Annotated in this window: 17 protein-coding genes; 6 read left to right on the plus strand and 11 right to left on the minus strand. The window is 58.1% G+C overall.

Going from position 1 to position 16,972, the window contains the following annotated elements:
* Nucleotides 1–245: 245 nt before the first annotated feature.
* Nucleotides 246–848: a sugar transferase gene (locus ACQY7U_RS09120; RefSeq protein WP_428643689.1), complete on the plus strand. Its 603-nt coding sequence runs from the start codon at nucleotides 246–248 to the stop codon at nucleotides 846–848.
* Between the two features lie 15 nt (nucleotides 849–863).
* Here the strand turns inward: ACQY7U_RS09120 and aroQ are convergent, their stop codons facing one another.
* A complete protein-coding gene (aroQ, locus tag ACQY7U_RS09125) occupies nucleotides 864–1,301 on the minus strand; it encodes a type II 3-dehydroquinate dehydratase (protein WP_428643690.1) in 438 nt (145 codons plus the stop codon).
* A 198-nt stretch (nucleotides 1,302–1,499) separates the two neighbouring features.
* Between aroQ and ACQY7U_RS09130 the strand changes: the two genes are divergently transcribed.
* Complete coding sequence (locus tag ACQY7U_RS09130; protein WP_428643692.1) at nucleotides 1,500–1,730, plus strand: hypothetical protein; 231 nt, start codon at nucleotides 1,500–1,502, stop codon at nucleotides 1,728–1,730.
* 19 nt (nucleotides 1,731–1,749) lie between these two features.
* Here the strand turns inward: ACQY7U_RS09130 and ACQY7U_RS09135 are convergent, their stop codons facing one another.
* The gene (locus ACQY7U_RS09135; RefSeq protein ID WP_428643693.1) at nucleotides 1,750–2,277 is read right to left on the minus strand and encodes a response regulator; all 528 of its coding nucleotides are present in this window, start codon (nucleotides 2,275–2,277) and stop codon (nucleotides 1,750–1,752) included.
* 455 nt (nucleotides 2,278–2,732) lie between these two features.
* A complete protein-coding gene (locus tag ACQY7U_RS09140; RefSeq protein WP_428643695.1) occupies nucleotides 2,733–4,229 on the minus strand; it encodes a PLP-dependent aminotransferase family protein in 1,497 nt (498 codons plus the stop codon).
* 85 nt (nucleotides 4,230–4,314) lie between these two features.
* On the opposite strand from ACQY7U_RS09140, the gene ACQY7U_RS09145 reads away from it, so the two are divergent.
* Nucleotides 4,315–4,989, plus strand: coding sequence for a pyridoxamine 5'-phosphate oxidase family protein (locus tag ACQY7U_RS09145; RefSeq protein WP_428643696.1), 675 nt, complete (start codon nucleotides 4,315–4,317; stop codon nucleotides 4,987–4,989).
* 96 nt (nucleotides 4,990–5,085) lie between these two features.
* Here ACQY7U_RS09145 and ACQY7U_RS09150 read toward each other — a convergent pair whose 3' ends face one another.
* The 3 genes from ACQY7U_RS09150 to ACQY7U_RS09160 all read right to left on the minus strand — a co-directional run bounded on the left by ACQY7U_RS09150 (nucleotide 5,086) and on the right by ACQY7U_RS09160 (nucleotide 7,485).
* Nucleotides 5,086–5,610: a lytic transglycosylase domain-containing protein gene (locus ACQY7U_RS09150; protein ID WP_428643699.1), complete on the minus strand. Its 525-nt coding sequence runs from the start codon at nucleotides 5,608–5,610 to the stop codon at nucleotides 5,086–5,088.
* 424 nt (nucleotides 5,611–6,034) lie between these two features.
* A complete protein-coding gene (locus ACQY7U_RS09155; protein WP_428643702.1) occupies nucleotides 6,035–6,796 on the minus strand; it encodes an N-acetylmuramoyl-L-alanine amidase in 762 nt (253 codons plus the stop codon).
* The gene (locus tag ACQY7U_RS09160) at nucleotides 6,793–7,485 is read right to left on the minus strand and encodes a TerB family tellurite resistance protein (RefSeq protein ID WP_428643703.1); all 693 of its coding nucleotides are present in this window, start codon (nucleotides 7,483–7,485) and stop codon (nucleotides 6,793–6,795) included. Before ACQY7U_RS09160 ends, ACQY7U_RS09155 begins: the two co-directional genes overlap by 4 nt.
* A 293-nt stretch (nucleotides 7,486–7,778) precedes the next feature.
* On the opposite strand from ACQY7U_RS09160, the gene ACQY7U_RS09165 reads away from it, so the two are divergent.
* Nucleotides 7,779–9,899, plus strand: a complete 2,121-nt coding sequence (locus tag ACQY7U_RS09165; protein ID WP_428643705.1) for a putative bifunctional diguanylate cyclase/phosphodiesterase — start codon at nucleotides 7,779–7,781, stop codon at nucleotides 9,897–9,899.
* 72 nt (nucleotides 9,900–9,971) lie between these two features.
* Here ACQY7U_RS09165 and arsC read toward each other — a convergent pair whose 3' ends face one another.
* From arsC to ACQY7U_RS09190, 5 genes are all read right to left on the minus strand, one after another.
* Nucleotides 9,972–10,385 carry an arsenate reductase (glutaredoxin) gene (gene arsC / locus ACQY7U_RS09170; RefSeq protein WP_428643706.1) on the minus strand — a complete coding sequence of 138 codons (414 nt, stop codon included), beginning with the start codon at nucleotides 10,383–10,385 and terminating at the stop codon, nucleotides 9,972–9,974.
* Between the two features lie 99 nt (nucleotides 10,386–10,484).
* Entirely contained in the window at nucleotides 10,485–10,943 is a 459-nt protein-coding gene (locus ACQY7U_RS09175) for a winged helix DNA-binding protein (protein WP_428643717.1), read from the minus strand.
* Nucleotides 10,944–11,177: 234 nt separating this feature from the next.
* The gene (locus tag ACQY7U_RS09180; protein ID WP_428643708.1) at nucleotides 11,178–12,482 is read right to left on the minus strand and encodes a TRAP transporter large permease; all 1,305 of its coding nucleotides are present in this window, start codon (nucleotides 12,480–12,482) and stop codon (nucleotides 11,178–11,180) included.
* Nucleotides 12,482–13,033, minus strand: coding sequence for a TRAP transporter small permease (locus ACQY7U_RS09185; protein WP_428643710.1), 552 nt, complete (start codon nucleotides 13,031–13,033; stop codon nucleotides 12,482–12,484). The genes ACQY7U_RS09180 and ACQY7U_RS09185 overlap by 1 nt, the downstream gene beginning before the upstream one ends.
* A 75-nt stretch (nucleotides 13,034–13,108) precedes the next feature.
* Nucleotides 13,109–14,104, minus strand: a complete 996-nt coding sequence (locus tag ACQY7U_RS09190) for a TRAP transporter substrate-binding protein (RefSeq protein ID WP_428643712.1) — start codon at nucleotides 14,102–14,104, stop codon at nucleotides 13,109–13,111.
* A 283-nt stretch (nucleotides 14,105–14,387) separates the two neighbouring features.
* Between ACQY7U_RS09190 and ACQY7U_RS09195 the strand changes: the two genes are divergently transcribed.
* Nucleotides 14,388–15,842, plus strand: coding sequence for a glycosyltransferase family 39 protein (locus tag ACQY7U_RS09195; protein ID WP_428643713.1), 1,455 nt, complete (start codon nucleotides 14,388–14,390; stop codon nucleotides 15,840–15,842).
* A gap of 298 nt (nucleotides 15,843–16,140) precedes the next feature.
* Nucleotides 16,141–16,972: hydantoinase/oxoprolinase N-terminal domain-containing protein (locus ACQY7U_RS09200; RefSeq protein WP_428643715.1), on the plus strand; the 832-nt coding region annotated here is incomplete at its 3' end.

The raw sequence follows: 16,972 nt of genomic DNA on the forward strand, positions 1-16,972 counted from the left end.
CACTTGTTTACAATGCCGTAGCGTTAAGAGCCCCGACTGAATAAGGTGAACCTGCAAACCCATTTATCTCTGTGTATCGGGTTGAGGCTCGCGAGTTGGCTGAGGAAACTATTCCATACGATAGAAACGGCCGTCGAAAGAGTACCCTCGATTTCGCCAAGATCGAGACCATGGGTACCGCGATAGACTGCAAATCCTCGCAATACCCCTCAAGCCTTGGAGGCCGGCGGAAGTCAGGACGCCTGGTGCAAGGCATTCTCAAACGAAGCCTCGACATATTCGGGTCCGCTTCCGGACTGCTTCTGCTGTTTCCATTGTTTGTTGCCGTCGCTCTTGCCATCAAGCTGACCAGTCGCGGACCGGTCTTTTTCCGGCAACAGCGTTACGGGCTGAACGGCACGCCCTTCACCATACTGAAATTCCGGACGATGTACGTGGACCTCTGCGACCAGTCCGGCGTGTCGCAGACTGTGACAAATGACCCTCGCGTGACTTGGATAGGCCGGTTCCTGAGGCGCAGCAACTTCGACGAGTTGCCGCAGCTCATGAATGTGTTGAGAGGCGAGATGTCACTCGTCGGACCGCGTCCGCATGTTCCGGGCATGCTGGCTGCCGGCGTTCCCTATGAGGAGTTCGACGAGCGTTATATGGATCGTCACAGTGCCCTCCCCGGAATTACAGGACTTGCCCAGGTGCGGGGGTATCGCGGTGAAACCAAAGACGCCCATGCAGCCCTCATGCGCCTGAGGAGCGACCTGGAATACGTCGAGACGCAGACCTTCTTCCTCGACGTGCAGATTATTCTACAGACGATCGTAACCGAGTTCTTCACCGGCTGCGGGTATTAGGTGGCCCCTCAGATCTCAAGAAAGGCGCGATGCCATGTGCAGCATGGCAAGCCTGTAACCTTCAACGCCACAGCCGGCAATAACGGCGTCGGCCCTTGCGGAAACATATGAGTGGTGCCGGAAGCTCTCGCGCTTGTGGATGTTCGAGATATGGACTTCGATCACCGGAAACGTACAGGCGCTCAAGGCATCAAGTATTGCGACCGACGTGTGGGTGTAAGCAGCCGGGTTGATGACGATACCCGACGCCGTTTCGCGGGCTTCATGGATCCAGCCGATCAGTTCGTGCTCGGCATTGCTTTGCCGAAAGACCACCTGCAATCCGTCCCTTCCCGCAGTGGTCTCGCAAAGCGCCTGCACATCATCAAGCGTTTGAGAGCCGTATATCTCAGGCTCCCGTTTTCCGAGCAGATTGAGATTCGGTCCGTTCAGAACGTAAATGATTTTGGCCATGTATTGTCCTGTTTTTTGCGGAGGCAAAATTTCATATTACAGTCATTTTTACCAAGATTTCTGCCGATTTCTGCAACTTTTCTGTGGACCGTTTCCGTGCAAGGGGTTCTCGTCCGGACACACTCTTGCGTGGAGTAGATTTACGCACTATTAACTATGTCACTCCAGATTGGAAGAATATCGGCTCAACGGAATCCCATGATCAAGCTGCGCGAACGGCTAGACACGATAGAAGCGCTGATGGCGGCAATCGAAGGCTACCAACATCTTCCGATTGATGTTCTTTCGCAGTTTTTGCTGGATCATTATACCGTGGATCTCGACATCCTCGCACAATTCGCCGAAGCTCTTGAAGCCGGGAATGTTGAGGTCGTGAACGGCTCCCTCAAGGCAATCGCGAACAGGTCAGCGGCGCAGTCCGCAGCCTGATATTCAGTTTTTCCAGAAGTTACCCGATGGCAGTGACGTTTCCGTCCCCTTCACCCTGCCCGCCTCCTTGCCCCGGGGCGCCCTGCCAGATTTTCTGACGGTTGCGGATTTCACGCGGTGCCGGACCAAAGTAGGTTGCCGTCTTGATGAAATCACGCGGATGCAGGATCACGCTTGAAACGCGCTGATACAACGCCTTGGCTGAAATCGGCTTGGACAGCAGTTCATGAACCCCGAGCCTGCGCGCTTCAACAATCCGGCTACGTTCGGTATGCGCCGTGACCATGATAATCGGAATATAGGCGAAAGGGTTGTTCGGACTGCGGATCATGCGCACCATGTCAGCGCCGTCCAGAATTGGCATGACCCAGTCAAGGATCAGGATGTCCGGATTCGCACGGTCCATCGCCTCCAGGCCGGAAGCACCATCTTCGGCCTCGACAATACGGCGTGCGCCGAAGCCCTGCAGCATTGTCCGCAGGATCGTGCGCATATAGGCACTGTCTTCGACCAGCAAGAATGTCAGTGAGGCAAGATCCAGGCTCACCCAATCCTCCTTGTTTCTTCAAAACATTTGACATGAAAGTCTGAACAATGAGTTAGCCCTGCTTCCGGAGCTCGCGGCATGCGCGAAGTTCTGGCGGCATTTGCCCGCATTCTTATTGAATTAAAGTTTTACTTAAATACATGACTTTCATTCCTCGGTAATATTGCGATGAATTAATACTTTCACGTCATCTATGTTAACGCGGCTTTCAAATATGCAGCTCTATCTTTCTGCCAGTTCAATTAGTAAAAGAGTTCGCTTTGTCACCTATTACAAATACAATTCCCAATGAGCCGGAGTCTTTCAGAGAAGACGAAGCGCTCATCGCAGAACAGGATCTGTACATACCCGATACTTTCAAAGGCATTCGGGAGAACCTGCTGCTTGTTTCCGGACTGGCCCTGGTTTTTTTGGCCACCGGAATGGCCTTGATCAATCTTATTTCCTGAACGCTTTCATTTCTCGTTTCCGGCGGTGTCTTCCCTTCCACCGAATGTCTCCAGAAGATTTCCCAGAACTTCGACCCCATCCCTTATTTCGTCCGGCGTCGCGCCGGCAAACCCCAGAATCAATCCACTTCTGTCCCTCTTCTCCAGATAGCAATTGCTGAGCGGAGATACCGCGAAGCCAGATTGCTGCATGGCCAGTGCCAGGGAAACGTCGTCCACATTCTCGCGGAACGTCAGAGCAAGCTGCACGTTCCCGGTCGGCTCTTCCACCACGACACGGTTGCCGAGGCGTCTCTTCAGCGCCCCAACCAGCGCCCGCCCTCTTTCCTCGTAGATCTGCCGGATCCTCTTGAGATGCTTCTGATAACCGCCATTGTCCATGAACTGGGCAAGGGCGACCTGCGCCTGAACATTGGCAGCGCATCCCGTGTTTCTTATCAGCATGGTCAGAGGATCGACCAGAGCGGAGGGCACAACACAATAGGAAATCCGCACGCCTGGCATCAGGCTCTTTGAGAAGGTTCCCAGGTAGATAACCTGCCCTTCCCCCGCCAGACCATAGAGAGCAGCAACAGGGCGTCCGGAGAACAGAAACTCGCTGTCGTAGTCGTCTTCCAGAATGACGGCCCCGGCATTGCGTGCGGTTTCCAGAAGCGCAAGACGGCGCGCGAGCGGCATCCTGGCGCCGAAGGGGTAGTGGTGGGAGGGGGTTACGTAGATAAGCTTCGGCAAGACAAGGTCAGCTGCCATCCTTGCGACATCCGCGCCCTCGTGGTCGGTGGGAAGCGGCCGGATCTGAAGCCCCGCGGAATGAAAGGCCGTGCGAGCACCGAGATACCCGGGTTCTTCCAACCAGGCTGCATCTCCCGGGTCCGCCAGGACCTGAGCGAGAAGGGTGAGGTTCGCCTGCATGGAACACGTGATGAGGATCTGTTCCGGCTCGGCCCGCACCCCACGTTCGGCTGCCAGATGACGGGCAAGGTTCCGCCTCAACGACGGCACGCCTGCATAATTGCGGTAGTGCAGATCCGCACTGCGCTCGAGCCGGGATGCCCGCCGCAGACAGCGCGCCCACTCCTCATACGGAAAAAGGTCGAGCGCAGGCGCTCCCGGTTGCAGAGCACCGTGTCGGAAAGCCCAGCCTTCACCACGCAAGTTCGCACACAGGCGTTCCCCCCGCACCGACAACACGGGCCCATCGACGGTGCCCTGCTCCGCAGTTGAGAGCCCCTCGACCGGCAAACCTTCGGTGATGCGTGGCACGGCACCGGTTCGCGCGGAAATGATGCCCTCAGCCCGAAGCAGGTCATATGCCGCGTTGACGGTGTTGCGGGCGACCCGCAACCGGGCTGCCAGGCGGCGTGTGGACGGCAGTTTCGTGCCCGAGGGCAACAGGCCGGTGCGAACGGCTTCCCGGAAACCGCGATAGATCTGCTCCGTAAGGGGAATATCGGACAACCGGTCCAGCGTCAGAATGCCTTCAGGAAAAACTGGTTCTGTCATTTTTTAAAAACCGGATCTTTTACAGAACCAAAATATCAAACAAACAAAAGCAAACAAGCAAGACTTTCTCAAGTGGAGACAAAAGATGTCCTCTATGGAAAAACGGCAGGCGGCCGGCCTGCCGAAATACGCCAGGATCAGACAGATGAACTGCGGCGGATACGACCGGAAACGTGTCCATGAAATTCTGGATGCCGGTTTCGTCGCCCATTGCGGGTTTGTGCATGAAGACAGGCCGATGGTCATTCCGATGGCCTATGCCCGGATTGGAGACAAGATCTACATTCATGGTGCCAGCACCACGCGGATCATCAAGGACAATTCTGTGGGTGTACCGGCCAGCCTGGCGGTGACGCTTGTCGATGGGCTCGTGGTCGCTCGTTCGGCATTCCACCATTCCATGAACTATCGCTGCGCCATTGTTCACGGTACCGCTCGGCTTGTCGAAGACTCACAGGAACAGATCGATGCCCTTGCCGCGATTACGGACCACTTGCTCCCGGGCCGCTGGGACGAATGCCGAGAAATGATGCCCAAGGAACACAAGGCAACCGGTGTCCTTGTGCTGGATATCGAACACGCAAGCATAAAGATTCGAACGGGTGGACCGGTGGACGATCAGGAAGATCTCGGCACGGACATCTGGGCTGGTGTCATTCCAATGGTCAACGCTCTCGGCCAACCCTTGCCGGCCCCGGATGTGCCTGAGGGAACGCCTGTTCCGGCCTCCGTTCCCGCGGCCCGGCAGAAGCTTGGCTGAGCTTCCTCCCGGACGACAAAACCCCGCCGGACTCCCGGCGGGGTTTCCATTCAAACGGCACCCCGCCTCGCAGACGGTGCCCCCTGGGACCGGCGATCAGCTGGACGCCAAGATCTGTTTGACTTTCGAGCAATAGCGCTTGCTGACCGGATTCATGCGCTTGGCATAGTGGCCGGCGTTGTAACGCAGGATGGTTCCACACAAGTCGCCGTTGGCCCGCTTGTGCGCACCAGCGAGATACTTCATGCCCCATTCCAGGTTGACGGCCGGATCGTAAAGCGCCTTGGTGGGGCCTCGATAACCAATCCCGCGAGCGGTCGCAGGCTTTATCTGCATCAGACCGACCTCCCCGGCACTGCCCCGGGCACGAGGATTGAAATTGCTCTCCACTTCGACGACCGCTTTCGCGATTTTGATCGGCACACCATGCTTGCTTGCTGCCTTTCGGATCAGCGAGGCAAACTTGTCCTTGCGGACCTTGGTGTGCGCGGTCTTCGAGGATTTCGTCGACGACTTGCGCTTTGCTTTCCTGACCGTCTTGGCTTTGACAGCCCCGGCATCCGCCTGCTCGTCTGCATCAATGATGTGCAGGATCGGCTTGGATCCGGAGCCGGCAGCCATGGCGGCCGGTGCGGCAAGTGTTGTTGCATAGGCGAAAAGGCACAGCGCCCCAGTCAGTCGTTTCAGTGACCGTAACATTCAGTCCAGCCCTTTGGTTCTTGTTGCATTCAATTCGGGGCGGAGGAATGCCGGAGCTATGGGACCAAATTGGGCGCGATTCAATCACGAATTATTTCAAAAAATAACAGAAATTTACCCAAAACCGGCGCCATACTTTGTCAATTGTCGCAGTTTAAGGCAAAAACTGGCTCTCAATCGGGCAATCGCCCGACAAACCTGAGAAAAACTGTGACACCGGCCGTTTTTCCCGCAGCAAAAAATGATGCACCGCAACATCTTTTCACGAGCCGATCCATCGCATTCATCCCGCAAATGGTGCCGGAACGCAGAGAAGATGCCCTGGCCATCCCCCCGGCAGACCGCGTCAGGACAACGAGGGAAGCTTCCGCAGAAGAGCGTTGAGGGTTTCGATTGTCGACTGGTCGACAACCCCATCCACCTTCTCCGGCCGGAAATGTCGCTGAAAAGCGGTGACAGCAAACCGGGTCTTCTCGTCGAACCGCCCCGAAATGGCGATATCGTAGCCATAGAGCGCCAGCATAGACTGCAAGGCCTCGACAGGCTGACCGCTGTCGCCTTCCTGCATGAAGAGCCCTGAGCCGAGGGGAACGGGCGGGACATAGTGACCTACGCCGGCCTCCGCCAGGCGGGACCAGGGGAACAGTTCACCCGGATCTTCCTTGCGATCCGGCGCGATGTCCGAGTGGGCAAGTACCCGCCAGGGCGCAATGGCATGCCGCCGACAAATGTCGCCGACAAGTGCGGTCACGGCCTCGATCTGCGCATCCGGAAATGGCCGGTAGCCGAATTCATGCCCCGGATTGACGATTTCCACGCCGATCGAACGGGAATTGAGGTCCGTCTCGCCTTTCCAGGAACTGCGCCCGGCATGCCAGGCCCGCCGGACTTCGGGCACACACTGAAGAATACGTCCGTCCTCATACACGAGATAATGGGCAGACACTTCGGCGCGGGGATCGCAAAGCCGCTGCAGGGCCTCTTCCGCGTTCCTCATGCCGGTGTAATGCAACACGACCATGTCGATCAACGCACCCTCGGCCCTCGGACCGTGGTTCGGGGACGGATGAACGCTCGCCTTCACCCCGGTATCGGTCGCGACACTCATAAGCCTCTTTCCGTACGGATCTTTGCCCAGGCTTCGTTCAGGGCGGCGAGCCGGTCATTTGCAATCTTCACGAACTCCTCCGGCACACCTCTCGCGATCAGGCGATCGGGATGCGTTTCCTGGACTTCCCGCCTGTAGTGCGCCTTCAGATCCGCGTCGCTGGCGTCCGGACCGATGCCGAGCACCTCATAGGGGTTGCCGTTGCTGCGCACATGTCGCGCAAGCACTTTTGCGAATTCACGCTCATCGAGCCCGAAAAGCTCGGCGACCCGGGCGAGATACCCGATTTCGCTTTCGTGAACGACACCGTCCGCCTTCGCGATGTAGAAGAGTCCGTCCAGGATATCCATCAGGGTCTTGTGATCATAGGGAAAAAGGTCGGCGAGCTTTTTGGCGTAAACCTCAAATCCCGCGACGTCTTCCTGCGCCAGATTGAACAGGCGTACGACGTTACGTTCTTCCTTCGGAGGCACGTCGAACAATTCGCGGAAAGCCAGGATTTCGTCGGTCGTCACTACCCCGTCAGCCTTCGCCATCTTTGCTGAAAGCGCAATCATCGCGACCGTAAAGCCGACGGTGTTGGTCCCTTCGGGCCGGGCCAGGACAAGCTGGACCAGCCGGTCGACGATTTGCGCGCCGCCCGTACCGATCGCACTGACGATACCGCCGATGCTGCTCCAAACGTTCACCGATCAGCTCCTGACGGGATTGGAAGCGGCCGTTTCGAAGTACGGATCTCGCGTCCTGAGGATTCGATTACCCCTCTCATATCGGCACCTGTCGGATTTGACTAGGGTCTGTTTGGGACTCGGGCCTCGGCCCTGACCGGCTTTCAATCATCTGGCCGGTTCGGCAGCGTGGCAGCTTCTCCCGGAAGAAGTCATAACGCGCGGCAAGATAAAGTCCCGGTCTATTCATGATGGTGAAAGGAATTCGGGCTAATCTTTGAAAAACACGTGACTGAAAGATGGTACCGCGGCGGATGGCAAATCCCCTTTTCCGAAGCAACATTGTTATTTTCTTCATATCAATGTCGCTTGTGCTGACGTTGGCGCTGGGGGTTTATGCAAGCAACCGGCTTTTGAGCCACTGGCTGGTTGTTCGCAATCTAGAGCAGACCATCCAACCCAAGGCGAACGCCATTCAGGCGCTCTTGAATTTTTCCGCACCCAAAGTGCCCGGCCTGCGGCTGTCGCGCAAACCCGATGCAAGTCCGGACGCGGCGACCCAAAATTCTCCAAAGCTATCCGAAGACGACCTCAGTGCCCTGAAAGGCATGCTCCAGATGGATGGCGGCGGCTCTCTGGTCGTTGATGCCGCCGTCAGCCTGCCTGGCACCGCAACCGCCGGGGAAGAATGGATCCAGAAAGGTCTCCTCACTGCTCCGGGCACGCTGGCAAAGCTCAGGTCGGCTCTGCAGGCTTCACAAGTCGCCGCAACGTCGGACATGACGTGGGAGGGCGGCTTCGGACCGAACACCGTAGTCGCCTTGCGGCTTGTCAGCGACAATCCCTCCGGTCCCAGCCTCTATATTCTGGTGGCGCAAAGGCAGATTCTGGCGCAACTCGCCCCGGTGATCTGGTCCGCCAGCATCATTATCGGGGTGCTGTGCCTGGCCTCATTTATCTTTGCCGGCGCTCTATTCTGGCTGCGCTTTCACGATCAGTTCAGAACCAATCGCGATATCCAGTTTCTGGCCCATCACGACGCCCTGACCGGCCTCCCGAACCGGGCTGTCTTCAATGCCAGACTGGCGGAAGCTCTCCGGCTCGCACAAGCGCAGGCGTCGAATATCGGCGTCATGCTCATCGATGTCGACAAGTTCAAGGAAATCAACGACACCCACGGCCATGGGGTTGGCGATGTCTTCCTGCAGATTGTCGGCGAGCGGCTGAAGACAGTATTCGACGGTCACCTCGTCGCCCGGCTTTCCGGCGACGAATTTGCGGTCCTGCTGACTTCGGTGGCCGACCCGGGCCGGATGACACGGCTAGCCTCCGACATGATCACGGCGACAGAATCACCCTGCTCCATTGACGGCAAGGAGATCAAGCTTTCGTTGTCGATCGGCATCGCCCGCGCAACAGACGGGTCCTGGCGCGCCTCAAGGCTCTTGCATTGCGCGGACCTCGCCCTTTATCGCGCCAAGCACAGCGGACGCTCCACCTTCTCCTGGTATACACCTGGCCTGGATGCGGAAGCGCAGAAACGCAAGGAAGTGGAAGCGGGCCTGACCAAGGCACTCAAGTTCGACCAGTTCAGGCTGGTGTACCAGCCGCAATACTCGCTGCGAGACGGTCAGCTCGTAGGCTACGAGGCGCTGATCCGCTGGGATCACCCGGTGAAGGGCAGGATCAAACCGGATGTATTCATTCCGGTGGCCGAAGAAACAGGGCTCATAGTGGAAATCGGCAACTGGGTGTTGAACCGCGCCTGCCGCGAAGCTGCCCTGTGGGGGGATCAGAACCGCCGCATCGCGGTGAATGTCTCCCCTGCCCAGTTCATAGCAGGCGAAACCCAGAAGCGTGTTGGCCGGGCCCTTCAGGAAACGGGTCTCGATCCGAAACGGCTGGAAATTGAAATTACCGAAAGCCTGCTGATTTCAAACACACAGGCGGTGATCGAAACACTGCGGCAAATCCGCGACATGGGCGTCTCGATTGCCATGGACGATTTCGGCACCGGATACTCGTCCCTGAGCTACCTCAGCCTGTTTCCGTTCGACAAGATCAAGATTGACCAGTCCTTTATCCAGAACCTGGGCAAGGACGCCAGCACAGACGCCATCGTGACTTCGATCATCGGTCTCGGCCGGTCGCTTGACGTGACCATCACCGCCGAAGGCGTGGAAACGGAAGAACAGGCGATCCTGCTCAGCGCTGCGGGCTGCGACCTGGTGCAGGGCTACATGTTCGGCAGACCCGACCTGGTTGCCAAACACGAAGCCAGCTATCCCATCTTCCCGCATAATCCGTCAGGCGGTCTCTGGTTCCCGCAGCACAGGGATGGTATTGCGGGCCCGAAAATCACACTGTCCCCGCAACTGGCCAGAAGCGCCAGGCCGATTGCCGGGACTGCTGCTTCCGGATCTTCGACGCACTAGTGCCACCGGCTATTGGATGCGGAAGCAGTTCCGCATCCTTCAGGCAATTAGTCCAGCACCGTGATGCCCGGATCAATCCGCTGACTTTGTCGAGGTTACAACCTCACCGTCTTCCTTGGTGAAGGTACCAATGTCCTGCGGCAGCAGATCCAGGACCCTCTCGGAAGGACGGCACAGGCGCACCCCCTTGTCCGAGACGACGATCGGCCGGTTTATCAGGATGGGATGCGCCATCATGTGGTCGAGCAGGTCATCGTCCGACCACTTGTCCTCACCAAGGCCGAGTTCGTCGTAAGGCGTCCCCTTCTGGCGCAGCACATCACGGACGGGAATCCCCATGCGCCGGATCAGCTCTGCCAGCACATCCCGACTCGGCGGAGTTTTGAGATACTCGACGATCTCGGGTTCGACACCGGATTTTCGGATCATTTCCAGCGTGTTTCGCGAAGTGCCGCACTTCGGGTTGTGATAGATCGTGATGGTCATGGAAAAATCCAGTCTGGTATCCAGGAACAGTGTCAAGTTAAGGGAGGTCGCTGGCAGTCAGCCGGTTACCGGAAACGGCATTGTACCAAAGAGAGTTGATCACATGGCGGCAGCGGCGCGTGCGGCCTGATCGTAATTACCGGAGACCAGCCTCAAGGTCGCGGCAAGCCGGGAGAGTTCTTTTTCGTCGAGGCCCAGCGCCTTCATGGGTTCGACGAGCAAGGCTTCCCGCAGACGTCTGTACTCGAGGCAGGCCTTTTCGCCTTCCTCAGTAATAGCCGCGGTCTTCTCCTTGCCCCTGCGGCCGGAAGAAATCAGCCCGGCCTTTTCCAGTTTCTTGAGCGCATAGGTGACCGTGTGCGTGTCTTCGATGTTCAGCACGAGGCAAATGTCGGAGAGCGTCTTGGCCCGTCCCCTGTGGTTCACCGAATGAAGCACAAGCACATCCAGCGGCCCCAGCCCTTCCGAACCGCTGGCTGCCATGCAGCGCGCCATCCAGCGGTGATAGGCGTTGACCATCATGGTGACGGCGAATTCGACCTCAGACAGGGCCGGCATCGCGCCGGAAGCAAGATGCGCGGCAGAAACAACCGGACCGACGGATGCCTCCGGGCTCAGAGCCGTATTCCGGGCAGTTTTCTTGGCAGGCTTCTCCGACAAATCACGAACCTCCGGCACGGGCTTGTATTTAGGGCAATCCTCGTCAAGTGGAACTCGGAATGCCCCAATATCCTTCTATTGGCCCGCTTTCCGCCCGCAATCGGCCTGGATGCGTTGGCGGCGCGGGTCCGACTAGTTGCTCAACATTGACTGCGGCAGCCAAAGTGCCAACCCCGGAAAGACGACTATCAGCACGATTGCCAGGATCATCAACAGGAAGAACGGCAGCGCCATGCGGGCGACCTTGAAGATATTGTGTCCCGTCATGCCCTGAAGAACGAAGAGGTTGAAGCCGACCGGCGGCGTGATCTGGCTCATCTCGACAACCAGCACCAGATAGATGCCGAACCAGATGAGGTCGAGACCGGCCTGCTCCACCATGGGCAGGATCACCGATGTTGTGAGGACAACCACCGAGATGCCGTCAAGGAAGCAGCCGAGCACGACAAAGAACAGTGTCAGCGCAATCAGCAAGGCATAGGGTGACAGGTTGAGGGAACCGATCCAGGTTGCCAGTTCGCGCGGAATACCCGTATAGCCCATGGCAACGGTCAGAAACGCCGCTCCGGCCAGAATGAAGGCAATCATGCAGGACGTGCGCGTTGCCCCCAGCAGTGCTCCGGTAAAGCTGTGCCGGTTGAGGGTTCCGGAGAACAAGGACAGAAGCAGCGACAGCATCACGCCGATAGCGGCCGCTTCCGTCGGCGAGGCGAGGCCGGCATAAATCGACCCGATCACTCCGGCGATCAGACCGATGACCGGAAAGAGACGACGCGTTGCCAGCAACCGCTCCAGGAACGGAACGGTTTCTTCCTTTTCCGGCATCTTGCCACGGTTCATCATGGCCCAGATGGCGACATATCCCATGAAGAGAAGGCAGAGCATGGCCCCGGGAAGCACACCGGCCATGAACAGGCGGGCAATGGATTGCTCGGTGGCGGCGCCGTAAACGATCAGAATGATGGACGGAGGGATGAGCAGTCCGAGCGTTCCCGATCCGGCCAGCGTTCCAATGGCCATGCGCTCGTCATAGCCGCGCTGCTTCAGTTCCGGCAGTGACATACGGCCGATGGTAGCCGTGGTTGCAGCAGAAGAGCCGGAGACAGCAGCGAAAATTCCGCAGCCAAGGATGTTCACGTGCAACAGCCTGCCCGGCAGATTGCGCATCCACGGTGACAACCCGGCGAACATGTCTTCCGACAGGCGGGAACGGAAGAGGATCTCGCCCATCCAGATGAACATCGGCAAGGCCGTCAGATCCCAGGAGTTCGCGGCACCCCAGACGGTGGTTGCCATGACCGGACCGGCCGGAGCCGACACCAGCAACATCATCGTGGCAAGCGCCACGGAGAAAAGTGCAACTGCCACCCAGATGCCGGTGGCAAGTGCGGCCAGCATGCCCAGACCAAGGAGGAAGGCGATGAGAGAGAGATCCATTATTCTTTCCCCTCGATCGGGTCTTCCTTGCTGACGATCTCGAAACTTTGCGCCTTGCCGCTCACGGCAAGGACAAGATCATCAAGCAGCGCGACGGAAAAGACGGACAGCCCCAGGGTCATGACCATTTGCGGGATGACCAGCGGGATCGGGATGATGCCGAAAGAAACCTCGTTGAACTTGTAACTGTCATAGGCCAGTGCGCCCGCATTCCAGGTGAAGAATGCAACCAGGGCCAATGCGATTGCCACGCACCAGATATTGAGCAGACGCTCGAACTGTGAGGGAACGGCCTGAAGCAGGATGGAAACCCGGATGTGATCGGCGTTGCGGAAGGTTCCCGCAAGCGCCAGGAAGGAAGCTCCCACCAGAAGAAAGCCGGCGATCTCGGCAAGAGATGGTACCAGGAGGCCGAAGGGTTCAAGACCGAACAACATCATTGTCCCGTCGGCCAGACGTGCGAGAACCTGCAACACCACGAGGCTGGCGATGACGACAAGGCAGCAGGCAGCAAGTGCCGTTGACGCCCGGTAAAGCGTATTCAGAGCCATTCGCATTGGCTTCCCCCACCGAATAGGCAGCTGATGGAAAAACGCCGGGACCTGGGCCCCGGCGTCTTCTCTATCTTAGTTCTTGTAGGCTTCGAGAATGGCGGCACCGGCTTCACCGGCCTGAGCCTGCCATTCGGCCGACATGGTCTCGCCGATGGCTGCCAGTTCCTTGATCAACTCGCTGCTCGGTTGAACGACGGTGATGCCGTTTTCAACCAGAACGTTGGTCTTGGATTTGGTCTCGACCTTGGAGGCTTCCCAGCCACGCTTTTCCGCATCGGCGGCAGCTTCCAGAACGGCAGCCTTTTCCGCATCGGAAAGAGCGTCGAAGGCGCCCTTGTTGACGAAGACCATGTTCTTGGGAAGCCAGGCCTGGGTATCGTGATAGTGGGTGAGGAAGTCCCAGGCCTTGGAGTTGGCACCGGTGGACGGCGACGTGATCATGGCTTCGACACGGCCAGTGGAAAAGGCCGTCGGAATATCCGGCACCTCGACCTGGGTCGGAACGGCGCCTGCAAGCTGGGCGAGACGTTCGGTCGCCGCATTATAGGCGCGGAACTTGAGGCCCTTCATGTCGTCGACCTTGGTTATTTCTTTCTTGGCGTAGACGCCCTGTGGCGGCCACGGCACGGCATAAAGAAGCTGAAGCCCTTGCTCGCCGAGTTTTTCTTCCATGGCAGGCTTTGCTGCCTGATAGAGTTTCCAGGCCTTGTCATAGGAAGGCGCCAGGAAGGGAACGGAGTCAACACCGAAAACCGCGTCTTCGTTGGACAGGCGCGAGACGAGCACTTCACCGATCGGCGCCAATCCTTTGCGGACAGCGTTCTTGATTTCCGGGTGCTTGAAGAGCGAACCGGCGGAATGAACCTGGATGACCAGTGAACCGTCCGTCTTTTCCTTCACTTCTTCGGCAAAGGCGGAGATGTTCTGGGTGTGGAAATTGCTGTCGCCATACGGGGTGGGCATGTCCCACTTGGTTTCGGCGGCAGCAGCAGTAATACCGGCAAGGCCAAGGGCGGCGGCAGCGGCCATATGGATTCCGGCCTTGGTCAGGAAACGAGAGTGCAGCATGATTTTCTCCTCTTGGAAGCGGGATCTGTCCCGTCACGATGCAACCCCGGGCAGTTTATTGCCACCTCTGACAAGCGCATCTTCGACAAGAGTAGACTCGAAAAACGAGAACATCAACAATTTATCGATAAATTGTGATTATAAACTTCCATGACTCCCATTCACCTTCGACCCCAGCCGACCCGGAACCGGTGCTCTGCACGAAAATGCGAATGCGGAATGGTTCAGTCCGTAAGAGTTTTGCCCTAACGTGCATCGACGCTGCTTCGGAGGACAGACAAACGTGCGGCAAGAGCCCGGAATACCAGAGAAATACAAGGCCTTAAGCAACCTGATCCTGCAAGTCATTCTGGTGATGGCAGCTTACCTGCGTTTGTCCGACCTCGGCCGAACCAGCCTGTGGTATGACGAAGCAGTAAGCTGGCAGCAGTCGAAGGGCTCGTTTTCCGAATTGCTCGCCTCCGTCGCCGCCGACAACTACCCGCCGTTACACAACGCCGTTCTATGGCTGACCATGCCGTTGATTGGTGACGGCGAAATTGAACTGCGCCTGCCGTCCGCCCTACTCGGTGTGCTGGCGGTTTACCTGATCTATCTGGCAGGCAGTACATTGGCCGGCAGACCCGCGGGGCTGCTTGCTGCAGCAATGCTTGCCGTGTCGCCGTTTCACATCTGGTATTCGACCGAAGCGCGCATGTACGCGTTGCAGGCCGCCTGCGGCCTTGCGTTTCTCTTGTCTGTACAGAAAGTGCTGGCGCGTCCTTCGCTTGCCTGGCTGGCAAGTCTCGTTCTGAGCGGCACCCTGTTCCTTTACAGTCACTACTATGCCCTTTTCGGGTTTGCGGCTGTTGGCGGCACTTGCGTCGTCCTCGCGGGGATCGATCTTGCGAAAGGGAACAGGCTCACCAGGTCTCCAGCCTTCACAGCCTGTGCAGCCATGGGCACCAGCACACTTGCCTTCCTGCCCTGGCTCGCAGTTCTGGCGAACCGGGCGAAGTCGGTGTCGGACGAAGGGTTCTGGATTGCCTATCCCGACGCGAAGTTCCTGGAGAACATGGCGGCAAGCATCTCCGGGTCGCTGACATTGTTCTGGATACTCGTCGCTCTGTCGGTGGCTGCCTTTGCCGGAACGGCGATTTTTTCTGGGCCAGGGTCAAAGTCCGGAGCTGTATCCCGGCGGTTGATCCTTGTCTGCCTTGCCTACACGGTGGGGCCGCTTTTATTCGGATACCTCTATTCCGTCCTGGTGCAGCCGATCCTGTTCGACCGCTACCTGATCGCCGCCTGGCCGGGACTGCTGCTGCTTGCTGCCGTTGCAGCCCAGCGGCTGTTGCCGGCACTTGCCCCGATCGCGCTTGTGGCCATGTCGTTGTATCTGACCTATCCGGAACTCAGATTCACGCTTTATGAAAAGATGCGGCCCGATTGGCGAAGCATCGTCGCAAGCTATCTGGACAGGCGCACCGGTGAAGACAGGCTGGTGCTTTACAAGGGTTTTGCAGCGCCAGTTCTGAAATACTATCTGCGGGATCCTGACGCAGGAAACCTGGCCGCAAACCCAGCGGACCTCGCACGTCTTGCGAAAAGTCGTCGCTGGCTCCTGCTTGTCCATACCGACCGGGACGAAATGTTTGAGGCCCTCAAGGCCTTCCAGGTGAGCGAGGTCAACCTGGTTTCCCGCCGCTTCGGCTGGGGGGCAAGCGAGCTCAGCCTTTTCAAACGCGACAGCGCAAATTAGCTCACCCGTTCAAACCAGCCGCAATTGCGCTATCAGGCTGCTCGTCCCCATCGACGCCCATACGAAACGGCTCCCGGTGACATTCCCTTGGCCTTGCGAACGAGCCTGGTCGGATTTCCCCTGTTTTTCAGACTAAGAGCTGGCTGAAACGCCACGGAAAAACACAAACGGACAATTGATCTGATTTTTTCATCGACATTTTATCGATAAAATGTCAACGTAGCGAGCAGTTGCAAAACAGCAGGCACCGGCGGAGACTTTCAAGACCTTCATGCCGGAAGCACCAAAAGGGGCGAACATGACAGCCAAGTGGGATTTTTGGGTCGACCGGGGCGGCACGTTTACCGATATCGTCGGACGGGCGCCAGATGGAACACTGCATCCGCATAAGGTTCTTTCCGAAAACCCGGAAGCCTACCGCGACGCTGCCATTCAGGGCATTCGCGAACTGCTTGCAGTGGAGCCGGGCGCGCCGATCCCTTCGGACAAGATCGCCACGGTAAAAATGGGAACGACCGTCGCGACGAACGCCCTCCTGGAACGCAAGGGAGAACGGACGGCTCTCTTCATCACCCGGGGTTTCCGGGACGCGCTGGAAATCGGCTATCAGGCCCGCCCGCATATTTTCGCCAAGGAAATCATCAAGCCCGAGCTTCTCTATGAACGGGTCCACGAAATCACGGAACGCGTGCGCGCGGACGGCACGGTGGAAACCTCACTGGACGAGGCAGGCGCCCGAACGGAAATGCAATCCGCCTGGGACGAAGGCATCCGCTCCATCGCAATTGTCCTGATGCATGCCTATGCTTACCCGGCACACGAAAAGGCATTGCGAAAGATCGCCGAGGAGATCGGCTTTCCGCAGATTTCCGTCTCCCACGAAGTCTCGCCGTTGATGAAGCTGGTGGGGCGCGGCGACACCACGGTGGTCGATGCCTATCTCTCCCCGATCCTGCGCCGGTACGTCACCCAAGTTCAGGAAGAACTGGGCGAAGGCCCGCGGCTGATGTTCATGCAGTCCTCCGGCGGGCTGACCGCAGCAGATCTCTTCCAGGGCAAGGACGCGATCCTGTCCGGACCCGCGGGTGGCGTCGTCGGCGCAGTCGAGACCTCCCGCATGGCCGGTTACG

This window comes from Roseibium sp. (assembly GCF_050301095.1).
Classification (GTDB): Bacteria; Pseudomonadota; Alphaproteobacteria; order Rhizobiales; family Stappiaceae; genus Roseibium.